This is a genomic window from Mesorhizobium sp. B2-4-15 (assembly GCF_006658505.1).
Lineage (GTDB): Bacteria > Pseudomonadota > Alphaproteobacteria > Rhizobiales > Rhizobiaceae > Mesorhizobium.
The window spans coordinates 115,928-131,669 of record NZ_VFUZ01000013.1 but is presented as its reverse complement, the minus strand read 5'-3'; the positions used below and the strand labels follow the sequence as shown (position 1 = coordinate 131,669).

General features: G+C 64.3%; 13 protein-coding genes. All 13 read left to right on the top strand.

What is annotated here, in order from left to right; genetic code table 11:
• The 13 genes from FJ930_RS17220 to ftsA all read left to right on the top strand — a co-directional run bounded on the left by FJ930_RS17220 (position 1) and on the right by ftsA (position 15,683).
• On the top strand, positions 1–396 hold the full coding sequence (locus FJ930_RS17220) for a hypothetical protein (protein ID WP_140695619.1): 396 nt from the start codon (positions 1–3) through the stop codon (positions 394–396).
• Positions 393–2,108, top strand: coding sequence for a penicillin-binding protein 2 (locus FJ930_RS17215; protein WP_141839310.1), 1,716 nt, complete (start codon positions 393–395; stop codon positions 2,106–2,108). The genes FJ930_RS17220 and FJ930_RS17215 overlap by 4 nt, the downstream gene beginning before the upstream one ends.
• A 56-nt stretch (positions 2,109–2,164) precedes the next feature.
• Entirely contained in the window at positions 2,165–3,619 is a 1,455-nt protein-coding gene (locus FJ930_RS17210; protein ID WP_141839308.1) for a UDP-N-acetylmuramoyl-L-alanyl-D-glutamate--2,6-diaminopimelate ligase, read from the top strand.
• Entirely contained in the window at positions 3,616–5,046 is a 1,431-nt protein-coding gene (locus FJ930_RS17205) for a UDP-N-acetylmuramoylalanyl-D-glutamyl-2,6-diaminopimelate--D-alanyl-D-alanine ligase (RefSeq protein ID WP_141839306.1), read from the top strand. Before FJ930_RS17210 ends, FJ930_RS17205 begins: the two co-directional genes overlap by 4 nt.
• A 23-nt stretch (positions 5,047–5,069) precedes the next feature.
• Positions 5,070–6,152 (top strand): phospho-N-acetylmuramoyl-pentapeptide-transferase, encoded by a 1,083-nt coding sequence (gene mraY, locus FJ930_RS17200; RefSeq protein ID WP_140608041.1) that lies wholly within the window; start codon positions 5,070–5,072, stop codon positions 6,150–6,152.
• A gap of 8 nt (positions 6,153–6,160) precedes the next feature.
• Positions 6,161–7,561: a UDP-N-acetylmuramoyl-L-alanine--D-glutamate ligase gene (gene murD, locus FJ930_RS17195; protein ID WP_141839305.1), complete on the top strand. Its 1,401-nt coding sequence runs from the start codon at positions 6,161–6,163 to the stop codon at positions 7,559–7,561.
• Positions 7,561–8,712 carry a putative lipid II flippase FtsW gene (gene ftsW, locus FJ930_RS17190; protein ID WP_140695606.1) on the top strand — a complete coding sequence of 384 codons (1,152 nt, stop codon included), beginning with the start codon at positions 7,561–7,563 and terminating at the stop codon, positions 8,710–8,712. The genes murD and ftsW overlap by 1 nt, the downstream gene beginning before the upstream one ends.
• Position 8,713: 1 nt before the next feature.
• Entirely contained in the window at positions 8,714–9,841 is a 1,128-nt protein-coding gene (gene murG, locus FJ930_RS17185; RefSeq protein ID WP_140743335.1) for an undecaprenyldiphospho-muramoylpentapeptide beta-N-acetylglucosaminyltransferase, read from the top strand.
• On the top strand, positions 9,838–11,238 hold the full coding sequence (gene murC / locus FJ930_RS17180) for a UDP-N-acetylmuramate--L-alanine ligase (RefSeq protein ID WP_141839303.1): 1,401 nt from the start codon (positions 9,838–9,840) through the stop codon (positions 11,236–11,238). The genes murG and murC overlap by 4 nt, the downstream gene beginning before the upstream one ends.
• Positions 11,235–12,200: a UDP-N-acetylmuramate dehydrogenase gene (murB, locus tag FJ930_RS17175; RefSeq protein WP_141839301.1), complete on the top strand. Its 966-nt coding sequence runs from the start codon at positions 11,235–11,237 to the stop codon at positions 12,198–12,200. Before murC ends, murB begins: the two co-directional genes overlap by 4 nt.
• Before the next feature lie 323 nt (positions 12,201–12,523).
• On the top strand, positions 12,524–13,450 hold the full coding sequence (locus FJ930_RS17170; protein ID WP_141839299.1) for a D-alanine--D-alanine ligase: 927 nt from the start codon (positions 12,524–12,526) through the stop codon (positions 13,448–13,450).
• The gene (locus tag FJ930_RS17165; RefSeq protein ID WP_140608028.1) at positions 13,438–14,379 is read left to right on the top strand and encodes a cell division protein FtsQ/DivIB; all 942 of its coding nucleotides are present in this window, start codon (positions 13,438–13,440) and stop codon (positions 14,377–14,379) included. The genes FJ930_RS17170 and FJ930_RS17165 overlap by 13 nt, the downstream gene beginning before the upstream one ends.
• Complete coding sequence (gene ftsA, locus FJ930_RS17160) at positions 14,376–15,683, top strand: cell division protein FtsA (protein WP_141839298.1); 1,308 nt, start codon at positions 14,376–14,378, stop codon at positions 15,681–15,683. The genes FJ930_RS17165 and ftsA overlap by 4 nt, the downstream gene beginning before the upstream one ends.
• Positions 15,684–15,742: the final 59 nt, after the last annotated feature.

Genomic DNA, 15,742 nt, shown 5'->3' with positions numbered 1-15,742 from the left:
GTGTTCCGTACCAGCGACATTGTCCTGATCGCCGTCATGGTTTCGGCGGCGGCCCTGACCTACAAGACCAAGCGCGAGGCCGAGGACCAGTTGGCGGCGGTGCAGAAGATCCATACCCAGATCCGTTATGAGGAGGAGACGATCGACCTGCTCAAGGCTGACTGGAGCCTGCTCACCCAGCCGTCGCGGCTGCAGAAGCTGACCGAACTCTACAAGTCGCAACTCGCACTCGAGCCGGTCAGCGGGCGCCAGATCGTGGGCTTGAGCGACCTGCCGGCGAAGGCCCTGGACATTCAGGACATCCTGAACGGACGCCAGGGCACGATGGCCGACAATTCCGACAAGGCGCCCTCGGGCGGCAAGGACCCCGTCGTGACCGGAGGCATCGCCCAATGATCGGAATTGGCAAACTGCTGAAGCGTCGCGCCAGGACGGGTGAAGATGGATCGATCGTTGTCGACGGCGCCCGCAAGGCGACCGGCGGCAAGGGCAAGGCGCGCATCGTGATGACGATGGCGGTGTTCTTCGGCATCTTCTCGACCATTTCTGGGCGGCTGGTCTATCTTGGCTTCCAGACGCCCGACCTGTCGGGCGGCCCGCAGAGCCGGATCACAGCCTCGCGGCCCGACATTGTCGATCGCAATGGCGAAGTGCTGGCGACCGACATCAAGACAGCGTCGCTGTTCGCGGAGCCACGCCGCATCGTCGATGCCGACGAGGCGATCGAGAAACTGTCGACCGTGCTGCCCGAGATCGATTACGAGCAGACCTACCATAAGCTCAAGAGCGGTGCCGGCTTCGTCTGGCTGCAGCGGCAGCTGACGCCCAAGCAGCAGGCCGACATCCTGCAGCTTGGCATTCCCGGCTTCGGCTTCCGTACCGAAAAGCGCCGCTTCTATCCGAGCGGCGAGACCTCTTCCTATGTCGTCGGCCTGACCAACATCGACAACCAGGGCATCTCCGGCATGGAGAAATATATCGATGAGCAGGGCCTGAGCGACCTGCAGGCGTCGGGCCTGGCGGTTGCCAAGGATCTCAAACCGGTAAAGCTTTCGATCGATCTGCGGGTCCAGCATGTGGTGCGCGACGAGATCGCCGCCGGCCTGGAGCGTTATCGCGCCGTCGGCGCTGGCGCCGTTGTGCTGAACGTCAAGACCGGCGAAGTGATAGCCATGGCGTCGGTGCCGGATTTTGATCCGAATAATCCTTACAATGCGCAGGAAAAGGACCGGCTGAACCGTATGTCGGCGGGTCTCTATGAGATGGGCTCGACCTTCAAGAGCTTCACATCGGCCATGGCGCTTGATTCCGGCAAGGCGACGATGGCGAGCCGCTTCGATGCTTCGCATCCAATCCGGGTCGGGCATCAGGCCATTCATGATTTCCACGGCAAGAACCGTGTGCTGTCGCTGCCGGAGGTGTTCCTCTATTCGTCCAACATCGGGTCGGCCAGGGAGGCCGAGTTGGTCGGCATCGAGGCACATAGGGAATTCCTGCATCGCCTTGGCATCCTGGAAAGGATGCAGACCGAACTGCCGGAAGTCGCCCGTCCGACCGAACCGAAGGTCTGGAAACAGGTCAATTCGTTCACCATCGCCTTCGGCCACGGCGTGTCGACGACGCCGCTGCAGGCGGCTGTAGGCTGCGCGGCGTTGATGAATGGCGGCTACCTGATACAGCCGACATTCCTGGTCCGCAGCCAGCAGGAGGCGATGGCGGCGGCGAAGAAAGTGGTTAGCGAAAAGACGGTCGAAGGTATGCGCTACCTCTATTCGCTCAACGCCGAGAAGGGTTCGGCCAGAAACGCCAGAGTCCCCGGCTACCGCGTTGGCGGCAAGACCGGAACGGCCGAGAAGGTCATCAACGGCCGTTACTCGAAGGACTTGAATTTCAATACCTTCGTCGCCGCCTTCCCGATGGACGATCCGCAATACCTGGTGTTTACGATTGCCGACGCCCCGCACCCGGAAAAGCCTGGCATGACAGACGTCGCGGCCGCCAATGCGGGGGTTATCGCCGGCAATATTATCAGGCGTTCAGCGGCCATGCTTGGCGTGAAACCCGATTTCAGCCATGAAAATGGTGCAACGCTGGTTTCCTATGAGTGATTCTTGGGGCGCGCCGGCGACTGCGCGCTCTTTAATATTGCGGTGAACGGAACTCAATGAAGCTCAGAGATCTAGCCGGTGTCCTGCCAGTCGAAGGAACAGCTTCCGCCGATCTGGAGGTCACCGGGATTTCGTCCGATTCCCGCCAGGTGAAACCGGGCGTTGTCTTTTTTGCGCTCGCCGGCACCAAGGCGGACGGTGCGGCCTACGCCGCCGACGCGGCAAGGCGCGGCGCGCTTGCGATCGTGACAAGCAAAGGCAGTTCCGTTGCCGGACTGCCGGTCCCGGTGCTGGTGGTCGACGATCCGCGCCTGGCACTGGCGCTCAGCGCTTCCAGCTATTTCGGCAAGCAGCCGCAAACCATGGTCGCCGTCACCGGCACCAGCGGCAAGACCTCGGTCGCCGCCTTTACCAGGCAGATCTGGGAGCAGGCGGGATATGCCGCCGCTTCGATCGGCACCACCGGCGTGGTGGCACCGGGCCGCAACGAGTATGGCTCACTGACGACGCCCGATCCGGTCGCCCTGCACCAATTGCTGAGGGAATTGGCCGAAGCCGGCGTCACCCATGCCTCGATGGAAGCCTCCAGCCATGGGCTCGACCAGCGCCGCCTCGACGGCGTGAAATTGGCGGCCGGCGGCTTCACCAATCTTGGCCGCGACCACATGGATTACCATCCGACGGTCGAGGATTATCATCGCGCCAAACTGCGCCTGTTCGATACGCTCCTGCCGAAAGGCGCGCCGGCAGTCATCTTCGCCGACGATCCGTGGTCGGCGCCGACAATCCAGGCGGCGCGGGCCGCCGGGCTCCAGGTGCTGACGGTTGGCCGCCACGGCGATTTCCTGAAACTGAAGCGGGTCGAGCATGAGCGTCACCGCCAGCGCGCCGAGGTCGAGGCCGACGGCGTGATTCACGAGATCGACCTGCCGCTGGCTGGCGATTTCCAGATCGCGAACGCACTGGTTTCGGCGGGGCTTGCCATTTCCACGGGAACGCCCATCGCCAAAGCCTTGATGGCCTTGGAAAAACTGAAGGGCGCGCCTGGCCGCCTCGACCTCGTCGGGACCACTGCCAGCGGCGCACCTGTCTATGTCGACTATGCCCACAAGCCCGATGCGCTGGAAAACGTGCTGGCCTCGGTAAGGCCGTTCACGACGGGCCGCGTCATGGTCGTGTTCGGTTGCGGCGGCGACCGTGACCGGGGAAAAAGGCCGATCATGGGCGAGATCGCGACCCGGCTTGCCGATGTCGTCATCGTCACCGACGACAATCCGCGCTCGGAAGTGCCCGAGACGATCCGCGCCGCCATTCTTGCCGCCGCACCCGGCGCCATCGAGATCGGCGACCGACGCCAGGCGATCCACGAGGCTGTCGGCATGCTTCATGCCGGCGACACGCTGATCGTGGCCGGGAAGGGCCATGAGGAAGGCCAGACGATCGGCTCCGAGACCCTGCATTTTTCCGATCACGAGGAAGTCCGCGCCGCGCTGCGGGAGCGCGCCGCATGAACCTTCTGTGGACCTCCGAGGCGCTGGTTGCCGCCATGGACGGGCGGCCGCTTGGTCCCATGCCCGAAGGCATATCGGGGATTTCGATCGACAGCCGCAGCCTGCAGCCGGGTGACGCCTTCTTCGCCATCAAGGGCGAGGCGATGGACGGCCACGACTTCGTTACCGCGGCCATCAAGGCCGGCGCCGGCGTGCTGGTGGTGGCGGAGGGCAAGCTGCCGTCTCTCGGCCGGCTGACGGCGCCGATCATCGTAGTCGAGGACGTGCTGGCCGCCCTGGAAAAGCTTGGGGTCGCGGCACGTGCCCGCTCGCAGGCCAAAATCATCGCGGTGACCGGTTCGGCCGGCAAGACCACGACCAAGGAGGCGCTGCGCCACGTGCTGTCGGCCGTTGGCAAGGTGCATGCCTCGGCGCAGTCCTTCAACAATCATTGGGGCGTGCCGCTGACCCTGGCGCGCATGCCCGCCGATTGCGACTATGCCGTGTTCGAGATCGGCATGAACCATCCCGACGAGATCCGGCCCCTGGTGAAGATGGTGCGGCCGCATGTCGCCATCGTCACCATGATCGCGGCCGCGCATCTCGGCTTCTTCCGCAATCTGGACGAGATCGCCCAGGCCAAGGCCGAAATTTTCGAGGGGCTGGAGCCCGAAGGTGCCGCCGTTCTCAACCGCGACGACGCGCGTTTCAAGCTTCTCGACAAGATGGCGCATGCCGCCGGCGTCGAGCATGTCTACGGCTTCGGCGAGAATGCGCGCTCGACTTTCAAGCTCACCAAATGCGAACTCCACGCCGACCATTCCAACATCGCCGCCAGGATCGGCGGCCACGAGGTGACGGCCCGCATCGGCGCACCCGGCCGGCACATGGTGCAGAACGTGCTGGCGGTGCTGGGCGCGGCGCATCTGGTGGGTGCCGATCTCGACAAAGTGGCATCGGCGCTGGCTGATCTCTCCGCCGAGCGCGGGCGCGGCAGGCGCCATGTGCTGCGGCATCCACAGGGCCTGATCACGCTGATCGACGAGAGCTACAACGCCAATCCCGCCTCGATGGAGGCCGCCATGGCGCTGCTCAACGCGACGCCTGTAACGGGCGAGGGCCGGCGCATCGCCGTGCTTGGCGATATGCTCGAACTCGGCGACCACTCGGCCAAGCTGCACGCCGCTCTTGCCGATCTCATCGTCGGCACCGGCACGCAGACCGTCTTCCTCGGCGGCCCGGAAATGCGGGCGCTGGCGCAAGCGCTGCCGGACGACATCAAGACGGAATACCGCGCCGGTGTCGAGGAGCTGAAGCCGGTGTTGCTTGCCGCGCTGAAGCCGGGCGACGTGGTGATGATCAAATCGTCGAAGGGCATCGGTTTTGCAAAACTGGTCGATGCCTTGCTGGGCAAATACCCGGCTGAAACAACCAGCAAACTGACCTAGATCAAGCCGGGGACGAAAAGCGCATGTTCACACTGCTGGTCGATTTCGCGGACAAGATCTCGGTCTTCAACGTTTTCCGCTATATCACCTTCCGCACCGGAGGGGCGCTGATCACCTCGGCGCTGATCGTCTTCATCTTCGGGCCGACCATCATCAACTCGCTGCGACTGCGCCAGGGCAAGGGCCAGCCGATCCGCGCCGACGGGCCGCAGACGCATTTCAAGAAGGCCGGCACACCGACCATGGGCGGACTGATGATCCTGTCGGGCATCATCGGCTCGTCGCTCCTGTGGGCGAACCTGTCGAGCATCTATGTCTGGGTGGTGCTGCTGGTGACACTGGGCTTCGGCTCGATCGGCTTCTACGACGACTATCTGAAGGTGACCAAGCAGTCGCATCTGGGCTTTTCCGGCAAGGCGCGGCTAGGGCTCGAATTCATCATCGCCGGCATCGCCGCCTGGGTGATCATGCGTAACGGCCAGGCGCCGTTCTCGTCATCCCTGACATTTCCCTTCGCCAAGGAATTCATCGTCAACCTCGGCTGGTTCTTCATTCCGTTCTCCTGCTTCGTCATCGTCGGCGCCGGCAATGCGGTCAACCTGACCGACGGCCTCGATGGCCTGGCGATCGTGCCGATCATGATCGCGGCGGCATCGTTCGGCGTCATCGCCTATCTCTCGGGCAATGCGGTGTTCGCCGAATATCTGCAGATCCATTTCGTTCCCGGCACCGGTGAACTGGCGGTCGTGCTGGGCGCCGTGATCGGCGCCGGCCTTGGTTTCCTGTGGTTCAACGCGCCGCCGGCGGCGATCTTCATGGGCGACACCGGCTCGCTGGCCATGGGCGGCCTGATCGGCACGGTCGCGGTCGCCACCAAGCACGAGATCGTGCTGGTCATCGTCGGTGGCCTGTTCGTGGTCGAGATCCTGTCCGTCATCATTCAGGTCGGCTACTTCAAGATGACCGGCAAGCGCGTCTTCCTGATGGCGCCGATCCACCATCATTTCGAAAAGCTCGGCTGGACCGAAAGCCAGGTGGTGATCCGCTTCTGGATCATCGCGGTCATCCTGGCGCTGGTCGGCCTGTCCACCCTCAAGCTGAGATAGGCAAAACCTTGATCCCCGCCGCATCCTTCGCAGGCAAACATGTTTCGATCTTCGGGCTGGGTGGTTCGGGGATCGCGACGGCGCGCGCGCTGATCGAGGGCGGCGCGCATGTGCTGGCCTGGGACGACAATCCCGACAGTGTCGCCAAGGCCGCCGCCACGGGCATCGCGACCGGCGATCTGCGCGGCGCCGACTGGGCGAAATTCTCGGCCTTCGTGCTGTCGCCCGGCGTGCCGCTGACGCATCCCAAGCCGCACTGGACGGTGGAGCTTGCGCGCGGCGCCGGCGTCGAGATCATTGGCGATGTCGAGCTGTTCTGCAGGGAGCGGATGCTCAGCGCGCCGACGGCTCCGTTCATCGCCATCACCGGCACCAATGGCAAGTCGACGACGACCGCGCTGACGGCGCATATCCTCAAGGCCTCCGGCCGCGACACGCAGATGGGCGGCAACATCGGCCGCGCGGTGATGACGCTCGATCCGCCGAAGCCTGACCGCCACTATGTGGTCGAGTGCTCGTCCTACCAGATCGACCTTGCGCCATCGATCAACCCGACGGCCGGTATCCTGCTCAATCTGACTCCGGACCATCTCGACCGCCACGGCACCATGCAGCACTACGCCTCGATCAAGGAGCGGCTGGTGGCGGGCAGCGAGACGGCGATCATCGGCATCGACGATTCCTGGTGCGCGCAGATCGCCGAGCGGCTGGAGCGGGCAGGCCGCCAGGTCATCCGCATTTCCAAGCGGCTGCCGCTGACCGATGGCTATTTCGCCGACGGCACCAATCTGATGGAAGCCGTGCACGGCCGCTACAGCCGGGTCGCCTTCCTCGAAGGTATCGGCTCGCTGCGGGGCCAGCACAATGCGCAGAACGCGCTTGCCGCGGTCGCCGCCTGTCTCAAGGTCGGGCTCGACCTTGGCGAGATCCAGTCGGGGCTGGAGAGCTTTCCGGGCCTCGCCCACCGCATGGAGCAGGTCGGCCGCAAGGATCATGTGCTGTTCGTCAACGATTCCAAGGCGACCAATGCCGATGCGGCCGCGCCCGCGCTGTCCAGCTTCAACCGCATCTACTGGATCGCCGGCGGCCTGCCCAAGGAAGGGGGGATTGAACCGCTGCGCGGCTTCTTTCCGCGCATCGCCAAAGCCTATCTGATCGGCGAGGCGGCGCCCGCATTTTCGGCGACGCTGGGCGAAGCGGTGCCGTACGAGATATCGGGGACGCTGGCCGCCGCGGTCGAACACGCCGCGCATGATGCGGCCAAGGAGGATGGCGGCGAGGCGGTGGTGCTGTTGTCGCCGGCCTGCGCCAGTTTCGACCAGTTCAAGAATTTCGAGGTTCGCGGCGAAGCCTTCAGGCAAGCTGCGAGCGCTATAGATGGCGTCAAACCCATCGGAGGGGCACGATAATGCAGAGCCGTCTCGATAAAAGTCCCGTCGCAACCTGGTGGTGGACGATCGATCGCTGGTTCCTGGCGGCATTCCTGTCGCTGATGGGGCTTGGCATCGTGCTGTCCTTCGCCGCGAGCCCGGCAGTGGCCGAACGCATCGGCCTCGACAGTTTCCACTTCGCCACCAGGCAGATCATCTTCACCGTGCCGGCGCTCGGCGTGATGCTGGCGGTATCCTTCCTCGATTCCAGGCAGATCCGGCGCATGTCGCTGATCATGCTGTGCCTCATGCTGGTGCTGATGGTCGCGGTGCTCTATGTCGGAGTCGAAGTGAAGGGCGCGCGGCGCTGGGTTTCGCTCGCCGGCCTGTCGATCCAGCCGTCGGAATTCCTGAAGCCGGCCTTCGTCATCATGTGCGCCTGGCTGTTCGCCGAGCACAAGCGCCAGCCCGACATTCCCGGCAACCTGTTCGCCATGCTGCTTCTGGTGCTCGTCGTATCGCTGCTGGTGGCGCAGCCGGACCTCGGCCAGACCATGCTGACGACCGGCACCTGGGGCATCATGTTCTTCATGGCGGGGCTGCCCTGGCTGTGGATCATCGTGCTGGGCGCCGCCGGCGTCGGCGGCGTCTTTGCCGCCTATACGGTGTTTCCGCACGTTGCCCTGCGCATCGACAAGTTCCTCACCGGCGAGGGCGACACGTTCCAGGTCGATATGGGGCGCGACGCGCTGATCAATGGCGGCTGGTTCGGCGTCGGGCCGGGCGAGGGCACGGTCAAGCGGGTCATCCCCGACAGCCACGCCGACTTCGTGTTCTCGGTCGCGGGCGAGGAGTTCGGGCTGATCATGTGCTTCTTCATCATGTCGATCTTCGCCTTCATCGTGCTGCGCGGGCTCAACACGGCACTCAAGGAACATGACGACTTCACCCGCTATGCGGTCGGCGGCCTCGTCACCGTGTTCGGCCTGCAGGCCGTCATCAACATGTGCGTCAACCTGCAGCTGGTGCCGGCCAAGGGCATGACGCTGCCCTTCATCTCCTACGGTGGTTCCTCGCAGATCGCGATCGCAATCTCCATGGGCATGGTGCTGGCGCTGACGCGCAAGCGACCTGAAAAACGCAAGCAGATGGGCTTCACGCTGCCACAGCGCGCCCTGCCGGCGGAGTGATATGGCGAGGGGTGTCATCCTTCTCGCGGCGGGCGGAACCGGCGGACATCTGTTTCCGGCCGAGGCGCTGGCGCATGAGCTCGCCGAGCGCGGCTGGACGGTGCATCTGGCGACGGACGACCGCGCCGAGCGATTTGCCAGCCGCTTCCCGGCCGCCGCCATCCATCCGATCCAGTCGGCGACGATGGGTTCGAAGAACCCTTTCGCCTTGCTCGGGGCCTTCTGGAAAATCTGGCGCGGCGTACGGCAGGCGTCCGCCATTATCGGCAGGATCAAGCCGGATGCCGTCGTCGGCTTCGGCGGCTACCCGACCCTGCCGCCGCTCTATGCCGCGACGCGGCGCAAGGTGCCGACTTTGATCCATGAGCAGAACGCGGTGATGGGGCGCGCCAACAGGGCGCTGGCCGGCCGTGTCGATGCCATAGCCGGCGGCTTCCTGCCGCAGGATGCGAGTGCCGCCGGCGCCAAGACGGTGACGACAGGCAATCCGGTCAGGCCGGCTGTGCTGGAAGCGGCCAAGACACCTTATGCGGCATCGACCGGGGAGGAGCCGTTCCGCCTGCTGGTGTTCGGCGGCAGCCAGGGCGCCCAGTTCTTTTCCGATGCCATGCCGGGGGCGATCGCACTGCTTTCCGATGCACAGCGCAAGCGGCTTGCGATCACGCAGCAGGCGCGTGCCGATGACGTGGGGCGGGTGAAGGCGGCCTATGCCGCGCTTGGCGTCGCCGCCGAGGTTTCGCCCTTCTTCACCGACATGGCGGCACGCATGGCGGGGGCGCATCTGGTGATCTCACGTTCCGGTGCCTCGACCGTCTCGGAGATCGCCGTCATCGGACGACCGGCGTTGCTGGTGCCCTATCCCTACGCGCTCGACCACGACCAGGCGGCAAACGCGGCGGCCCTTGCCGCCGCCGGCGGAGGCGAGGTGCACCCACAATCCTCGCTGTCGCCCGAGCGCATCGCAACCCTCCTTGGCGGACTGATGGACGCCCCCGAGCGGCTGGCGGCGATGGCGGCTGGCGCGAAATCAGCTGGCAGGCCGCACGCGGCAAGGTTGCTCGCCGACCTCACAGAGGCTATTGCGTCCAGAAAAACCGTTTCGGACTTCAGGAAGGGGACGCACGCATGAAAATGCCGCAGACCATCGGCCTCGTGCATTTCATCGGCATTGGCGGCATCGGCATGAGCGGCATCGCCGAGGTGCTGCACAATCTCGGCTACAAGGTGCAAGGGTCCGATCAGGCCGATAGCGCCAATGTGCAGCGCCTGCGCGACAAGGGCATCGAATGCTTCGTCGGCCACAAGGCCGAAAACCTCGGCGATGCCGAGGTCATCGTCGTCTCGACGGCGATCAAGAAATCCAATCCGGAGCTCAAGGCCGCGCGTGAAAGGCTGCTGCCGATCGTGCGTCGCGCCGAGATGCTGGCCGAGCTGATGCGCTTCCGCCAGGCGGTGGCCATCGGCGGCACGCACGGCAAGACGACGACGACCTCCATGGTGGCGACGCTGCTCGAAGCCGGCGGGCTTGACCCGACCGTCATCAATGGCGGCATCATCAATGCCTATGGCACCAACGCCCGCATGGGCGATGGCGAATGGATGGTGGTCGAAGCCGACGAGAGCGACGGCACCTTTCTCAAGCTGCCGGCCGACATTGCCGTCGTCACCAATATCGATCCCGAGCATCTCGACCACTATGGTAGTTTCGACAAGGTGCGCGAGGCGTTCCGCCAGTTCGTCGAGAATGTGCCGTTCTACGGTTTCGGCGTGATGTGCACCGACCACCCGGAAGTCCAGGCGCTGGTCGGCCGTATCGAGGACCGCCGCGTCATCACCTATGGCGAGAACGCGCAGGCCGATGTGCGCTTCACCAACCATCGCATGGCGGGTGCCACGTCCGAGTTCGACGTGGTGATCCGCGACCGCAAGACCGGCGGCCAGAAGACGATAGCGGACCTGCGGCTGCCAATGCCAGGCCGCCACAATGTCTCGAACGCCACCGCCGCGATCGCGGTCGCGCATGAGCTCGGCCTGTCCGGCGAGGCGATCAAGAAGGGCCTGTCGTCCTTTGCCGGCGTCAAACGCCGCTTCACCCGTACCGGCTCCTGGAACGGCGTCGACATTTTCGACGACTACGGCCATCATCCGGTCGAGATCGCGGCCGTGCTCAAGGCCGCGCGCAGCGCCACCAAGGGACGCGTCATCGCCATTGCCCAGCCGCACCGCTTCACCCGGCTGCATGATCTGTTCAACGAGTTTTCGGCCTGCTTCAACGACGCCGACACGGTGATGGTCGCCCCTGTCTACGCGGCCGGCGAAGAGCCGATCGAGGGCGTGACTTCCGATGCGCTGGTGTCGCGCATCCGCGCCGGCGGCCATCGCGACGCCCGCTACATCGAAGGACCGGCCGATATCGCGCCGATCATCCGTGATCTCGCCAAGCTCGGCGATTTCGTCGTCTTCCTCGGCGCCGGCAATATCACCCAATGGGCTTATGCCTTGCCCAAGGAGCTTGCCGCCTCATGACGCATGGCCAGGCCCTGATCGACAGACTTGGCGACCGGCTTGCCGGCCTGCGCGGCCGCATCACGCCCAATGCCGAGATGGACAAGATCACCTGGTTCCGCGCCGGCGGCCTGGCTGAAGCGCTGTTCCAGCCGGCGGACGAGAAGGACCTCGCCGCATTCCTTCGGGCGGTTCCCGAAGAAATCCCGCTGACCATCGTCGGCATCGGCTCGAACCTGCTTGTCAGGGATGGCGGCATTCCAGGCTTTGTCATCCGGCTTTCCGCCAAGGGCTTTGGCGAGGCCGAAGTCATCTCACCGATCAGGATCAGGGCAGGCGCGGCGACGCCCGACAAGCGCATGGCCGCCGTGGCGCTCGAGGCCGGCATTGGCGGCTTCCATTTCTACCACGGCATTCCAGGCGCCATTGGCGGCGCGCTCAGGATGAATGCTGGCGCCAATGGCGTCGAGACGCGCGAGCGCGTTGTCGAGGTGCGCGCGCTCGACCGCAAGGGCAATGTCCAGACGCTGAGCAATGCCGACATGGGTTATGCCTATCGCCACTCGGCCGCACCGTCCGGGCTGATCTTCACCTCGGCCGTGTTCGAAGGGTTTGCCGAGGACAAGGCGGTGATCAAGGCGGCGATGGATGCCGTGCAGAACCACCGCGAGACCGTGCAGCCGATCCGCGAGAAGACCGGCGGCTCGACCTTCAAGAATCCCGAAGGCACCTCGGCCTGGAAGGAGATCGACAAGGCGGGCTGCCGCGGCCTGCTGATCGGCGGGGCGCAGATGTCGCCCCTGCACTGCAACTTCATGATCAACACCGGCACCGCCACCGGTTACGACCTCGAATATCTCGGCGAGACGGTGCGGGCGCGCGTGCTCGAACATTCCGGCATGCGCCTGCACTGGGAGCTCAAGCGCATCGGCAATTTCCGGCCCGGACATGCCGTGCAGGAGTTTCTCGGCCAACTGCTCTGACCTCAATCTCAATTAATTTTAGTTGCCGGTGAAGTTCACGTGATGGTTGAACTTCAAACGCGTTCCCGGAGTGCGCAAAAAGCGTTGCTTCGGGGACTCACCGACACGGTTTTCACGTCCATTTTCTCAGAAAGTGAATCTCTCGGAATCATAAGCACTTGCCAGTAAATCAACTCTCTGATTCTCTGCTCCAAAGCGTTTCCTGATTTGAGTCGTTCGACGCGTTACCCGCGTTTTCCGTCTGGGGGGCAACCTGCCGAGAGACTCGGACTCAATGTTGCGGAAATCTGGTTTTGGTCCGCCGTGAGAGGGGATGACGGGGAATGAAGAGCAAGCATGTGGCCGTCCTGCTGGGAGGTTTCTCGTCAGAGCGGCCCGTGTCCCTGTCCTCCGGAAAGGCCTGTGCCGATGCGCTGGAGAAGGAAGGCTACCAGGTCACCCGCGTCGATGTCGGGCGCGACGTCGGTTCCGTGCTCGCCGAGCTTCGGCCGGATGTCGCCTTCAACGCGTTGCATGGTCCATTCGGTGAGGATGGCACGATCCAGGGTATCCTCGAATATCTCGGTATTCCCTACACCCATTCCGGCGTGCTCGCCTCGGCGCTCGCCATGAACAAGGAGCAGGCGAAGAAGATCGTCAAATCAGTCGGCGTTCCCGTCGCCGAATCGAAGGTCGCCAATCGCTTCGCCATCCAGAACAAGCATCCGATGAAGCCGCCCTACGTGATCAAGCCGGTCAATGAAGGATCGAGCTTCGGCGTCGTCATCGTGCCTGAAGGGCAGTCGCATCCGCCGCAGATCGTCGGATCGTCCGAATGGAAATATGGCGATACCGTCATGGTCGAGCGCTACATCCATGGGCGCGAACTGACCTGCGCCGTCATGGGTGATGTGGCGCTCGGCGTCTGCGAGATCATCCCGACGGGCCATTCCTTCTACGACTACGATTCAAAATATGTTGCCGGCGGATCAAAACACGAATGCCCCGCAAAAGTTTCACCGAATATTTACCAAAAAATACAGACACTGGCGCTCAAGGCTCACCAAGCTGTCGGCTGTCGGGGCGTTTCCCGGTCGGACTTCCGTTATGACGATCGTCACTCCGAAAATGGCGAAGTTGTATGGCTCGAGGTCAACACCCAGCCGGGCATGACGCCGACATCTCTGGTGCCTGAAATCGCCGCCCAGGCCGGGCATTCGTTTGGTGAACTGTTGAGTTGGATGGTGGAGGACGCTTCGTGTCTGCGTTGAAATGGGGACAGGGTAGGGGGAAGGGCGCGGCGGTGCCGTCGCTGTTCGGCCTGCCGTTGTCATCGGGCCATTTCGTGCTGCCGCGCATGCTTCGCCGCCCGGTGCGCATGCTCGCGCGCCTGGGTGACGGCGAGTTCCAGGCGCCGCGTTTCTCCTCCGCGATCATGTCGGCCGTGCTGCTCGCGTCGAGCGGCGCCTACGGTGCCTATCTTGGCGGTCATGCCGACGGTATCATCCAGAGCATCACTGCCCGCACCGGCTTTGCCGTCGATCAGGTCAAGGTGGTCGGCAACCATCAGACCTCGGAAATCGACATTCTCGACAGGCTCGAGCTTGACGGCTGGACGTCGCTGATCGGCTTCGACGCGGAGGCCGCGCGCGAGCGCATCTCCGGCCTGCCCTGGATCGAGGTCGCTGCGGTGCGCAAGGTCTATCCGCACACTCTGGAAGTGCGCGTCGAGGAGCGCGAGGCCTTCGCGCTCTGGCAGCAGGGCAGTGATCTTTCGGTCATCGAGAAGAATGGTGCCGTCATCGCGCCCTTCTCGGGCGGCAAGCAGGTGCTCTTGCCGCTGCTGATCGGCACTGGCGCGCCCGCCAAGGCGCCTGATTTCCTGGCCAAGGTCGAGCAATATCCCGATCTCGCCAGCCGCATAAAGGGCTACATCCGTGTCGGCGAGCGGCGCTGGGACCTGAAGCTGGACAATGGCATCACCGTCAAGTTGCCGGAGGATGGCGAGGACCAGGCTCTCGCGGAACTCGTGAAGATGGACCATGACAACGGACTTTTGTCGCGTGACATCGCCGCCGTCGACATGCGCCTCACGGACCGGCTGGTCGTGCAGTTGACGCCCGAGGCGGCGACGCAGCGCGAGGCCGCGCTCAACGAGAAACCGAAAACCCTCAAGCGCAAGCCGGAGACGAAGATATGAGCTGGCTTGGCGGTTCTGGCGATGCCTCGTCGCGCCGGTCCGGCACCTTGACGGTGCTGGATGTCGGCTCGAACAAGGTCTGCTGCATGGTGGCCAAGCTCAAGCCGAACGATGACGGCAAGCTGTTGCGCGGCCGCTCGCACCGGATCCGGGTCATCGGCATCGGCCATCAGAAATCGCAGGGCGTGAAGTCGGGTGTGGTGGTCGATCTCGACCGCGCCGAGCATGCGATCCGCTTGTCCGTCGACGCCGCCGAGCGGATGGCCGGGCTGACGGTCGATTCGCTCATCGTCAACATGACCGCCGGCCGGCTGAAGAGCGAAGCCTTCTCGGCGACCATCAACCTCGGCGGCCATGAGGCCGACGAGGCCGACATCAAGCGCGTGCTTGGCGCCGGCGCCAAGCAGGCGCTCAAGGCCGAGCGCGAGGTGATCCATTCGCTGCCGGTCGGCTTCTCGCTGGACGCCGAGCGCGGCGTGCGCGATCCGCGCGGCATGGTCGGCGACGCGCTTGGCGTCGACATGCATGTGCTGACGGGTGACGCGGCCCCAATGCGCAACCTGGAGCTCTCCATCAACCGCTCACATCTGTCGGTCGAGCGCATGGTGGCGACGCCCTATGCCAGCGGGCTGGCGGCGCTTGTCGACGATGAGCTGGAACTGGGTGCAGCCTGCATCGACATGGGCGGCGGCACGACCACGATCTCGGTGTTTTCGGAAGGCAGGTTCGTCCACGGCGATGCGATCGCCATCGGCGGCAACCATGTCACGCTTGACATGGCCAAGGGGCTCTCGACTTCGCTCGATGCCGCCGAGCGGCTCAAGGTGATGCACGGTTCGGCGCTGCCGGGCAGTGCCGATGACCGCGACCTGGTTTCGATCCAGCCGATCGGCGACGATGGTGACGTGCCGTTGCAGATCCCGCGCTCGGTGATGACACGCATCGTGCGTGCCCGTATCGACGAGACGCTCGAACTTCTGCGCGACCGGCTGAACAAGTCGGGCTACGGCAACGCGGTCGGCAAGCGCGTCGTGCTCACCGGCGGCGCCAGCCAGTTGGCCGGCCTGCCGGAGGCGGCACGCCGCATCCTGGGACGCAATGTGCGCATCGGCCGCCCGCTCGGCGTGGCGGGCCTGCCCGAGGCGGCGAAGGGGCCGGCTTTCTCGGCCGCCGTCGGACTTCTGATCTATCCGCAGATGGCGAGTTTCGAGAGCCATCCGGCGAAAGGCATTTCCGGTCTCAGGATGACCGGAACGGGTGGAAAACTGCATCGCATGAGTCAGTGGTTGAGAGACAGTTTCTAATTGACGGGGACAGCCCCATAGGCGGCCGCGGCGGCGAAGCGGCGTGAAAGGCAAAGGAC

Bases quoted from the DNA above. Each gene is read 5' to 3' on its own strand.
- mraY (WP_140608041.1), top strand. From the start codon at position 5,070: ATGTTCACACTGCTGGTCGATTTCGCGGACAAGATCTCGGTCTTCAAC.
- murC (WP_141839303.1), top strand. From the start codon at position 9,838: ATGAAAATGCCGCAGACCATCGGCCTCGTGCATTTCATCGGCATTGGC.
- FJ930_RS17210 (WP_141839308.1), top strand. From the start codon at position 2,165: ATGAAGCTCAGAGATCTAGCCGGTGTCCTGCCAGTCGAAGGAACAGCT.
- FJ930_RS17215 (WP_141839310.1), top strand. From the start codon at position 393: ATGATCGGAATTGGCAAACTGCTGAAGCGTCGCGCCAGGACGGGTGAA.
- ftsW (WP_140695606.1), top strand. From the start codon at position 7,561: ATGCAGAGCCGTCTCGATAAAAGTCCCGTCGCAACCTGGTGGTGGACG.
- murB (WP_141839301.1), top strand. From the start codon at position 11,235: ATGACGCATGGCCAGGCCCTGATCGACAGACTTGGCGACCGGCTTGCC.
- ftsA (WP_141839298.1), top strand. From the start codon at position 14,376: ATGAGCTGGCTTGGCGGTTCTGGCGATGCCTCGTCGCGCCGGTCCGGC.
- murG (WP_140743335.1), top strand. From the start codon at position 8,714: ATGGCGAGGGGTGTCATCCTTCTCGCGGCGGGCGGAACCGGCGGACAT.
- FJ930_RS17170 (WP_141839299.1), top strand. From the start codon at position 12,524: ATGAAGAGCAAGCATGTGGCCGTCCTGCTGGGAGGTTTCTCGTCAGAG.
- FJ930_RS17205 (WP_141839306.1), top strand. From the start codon at position 3,616: ATGAACCTTCTGTGGACCTCCGAGGCGCTGGTTGCCGCCATGGACGGG.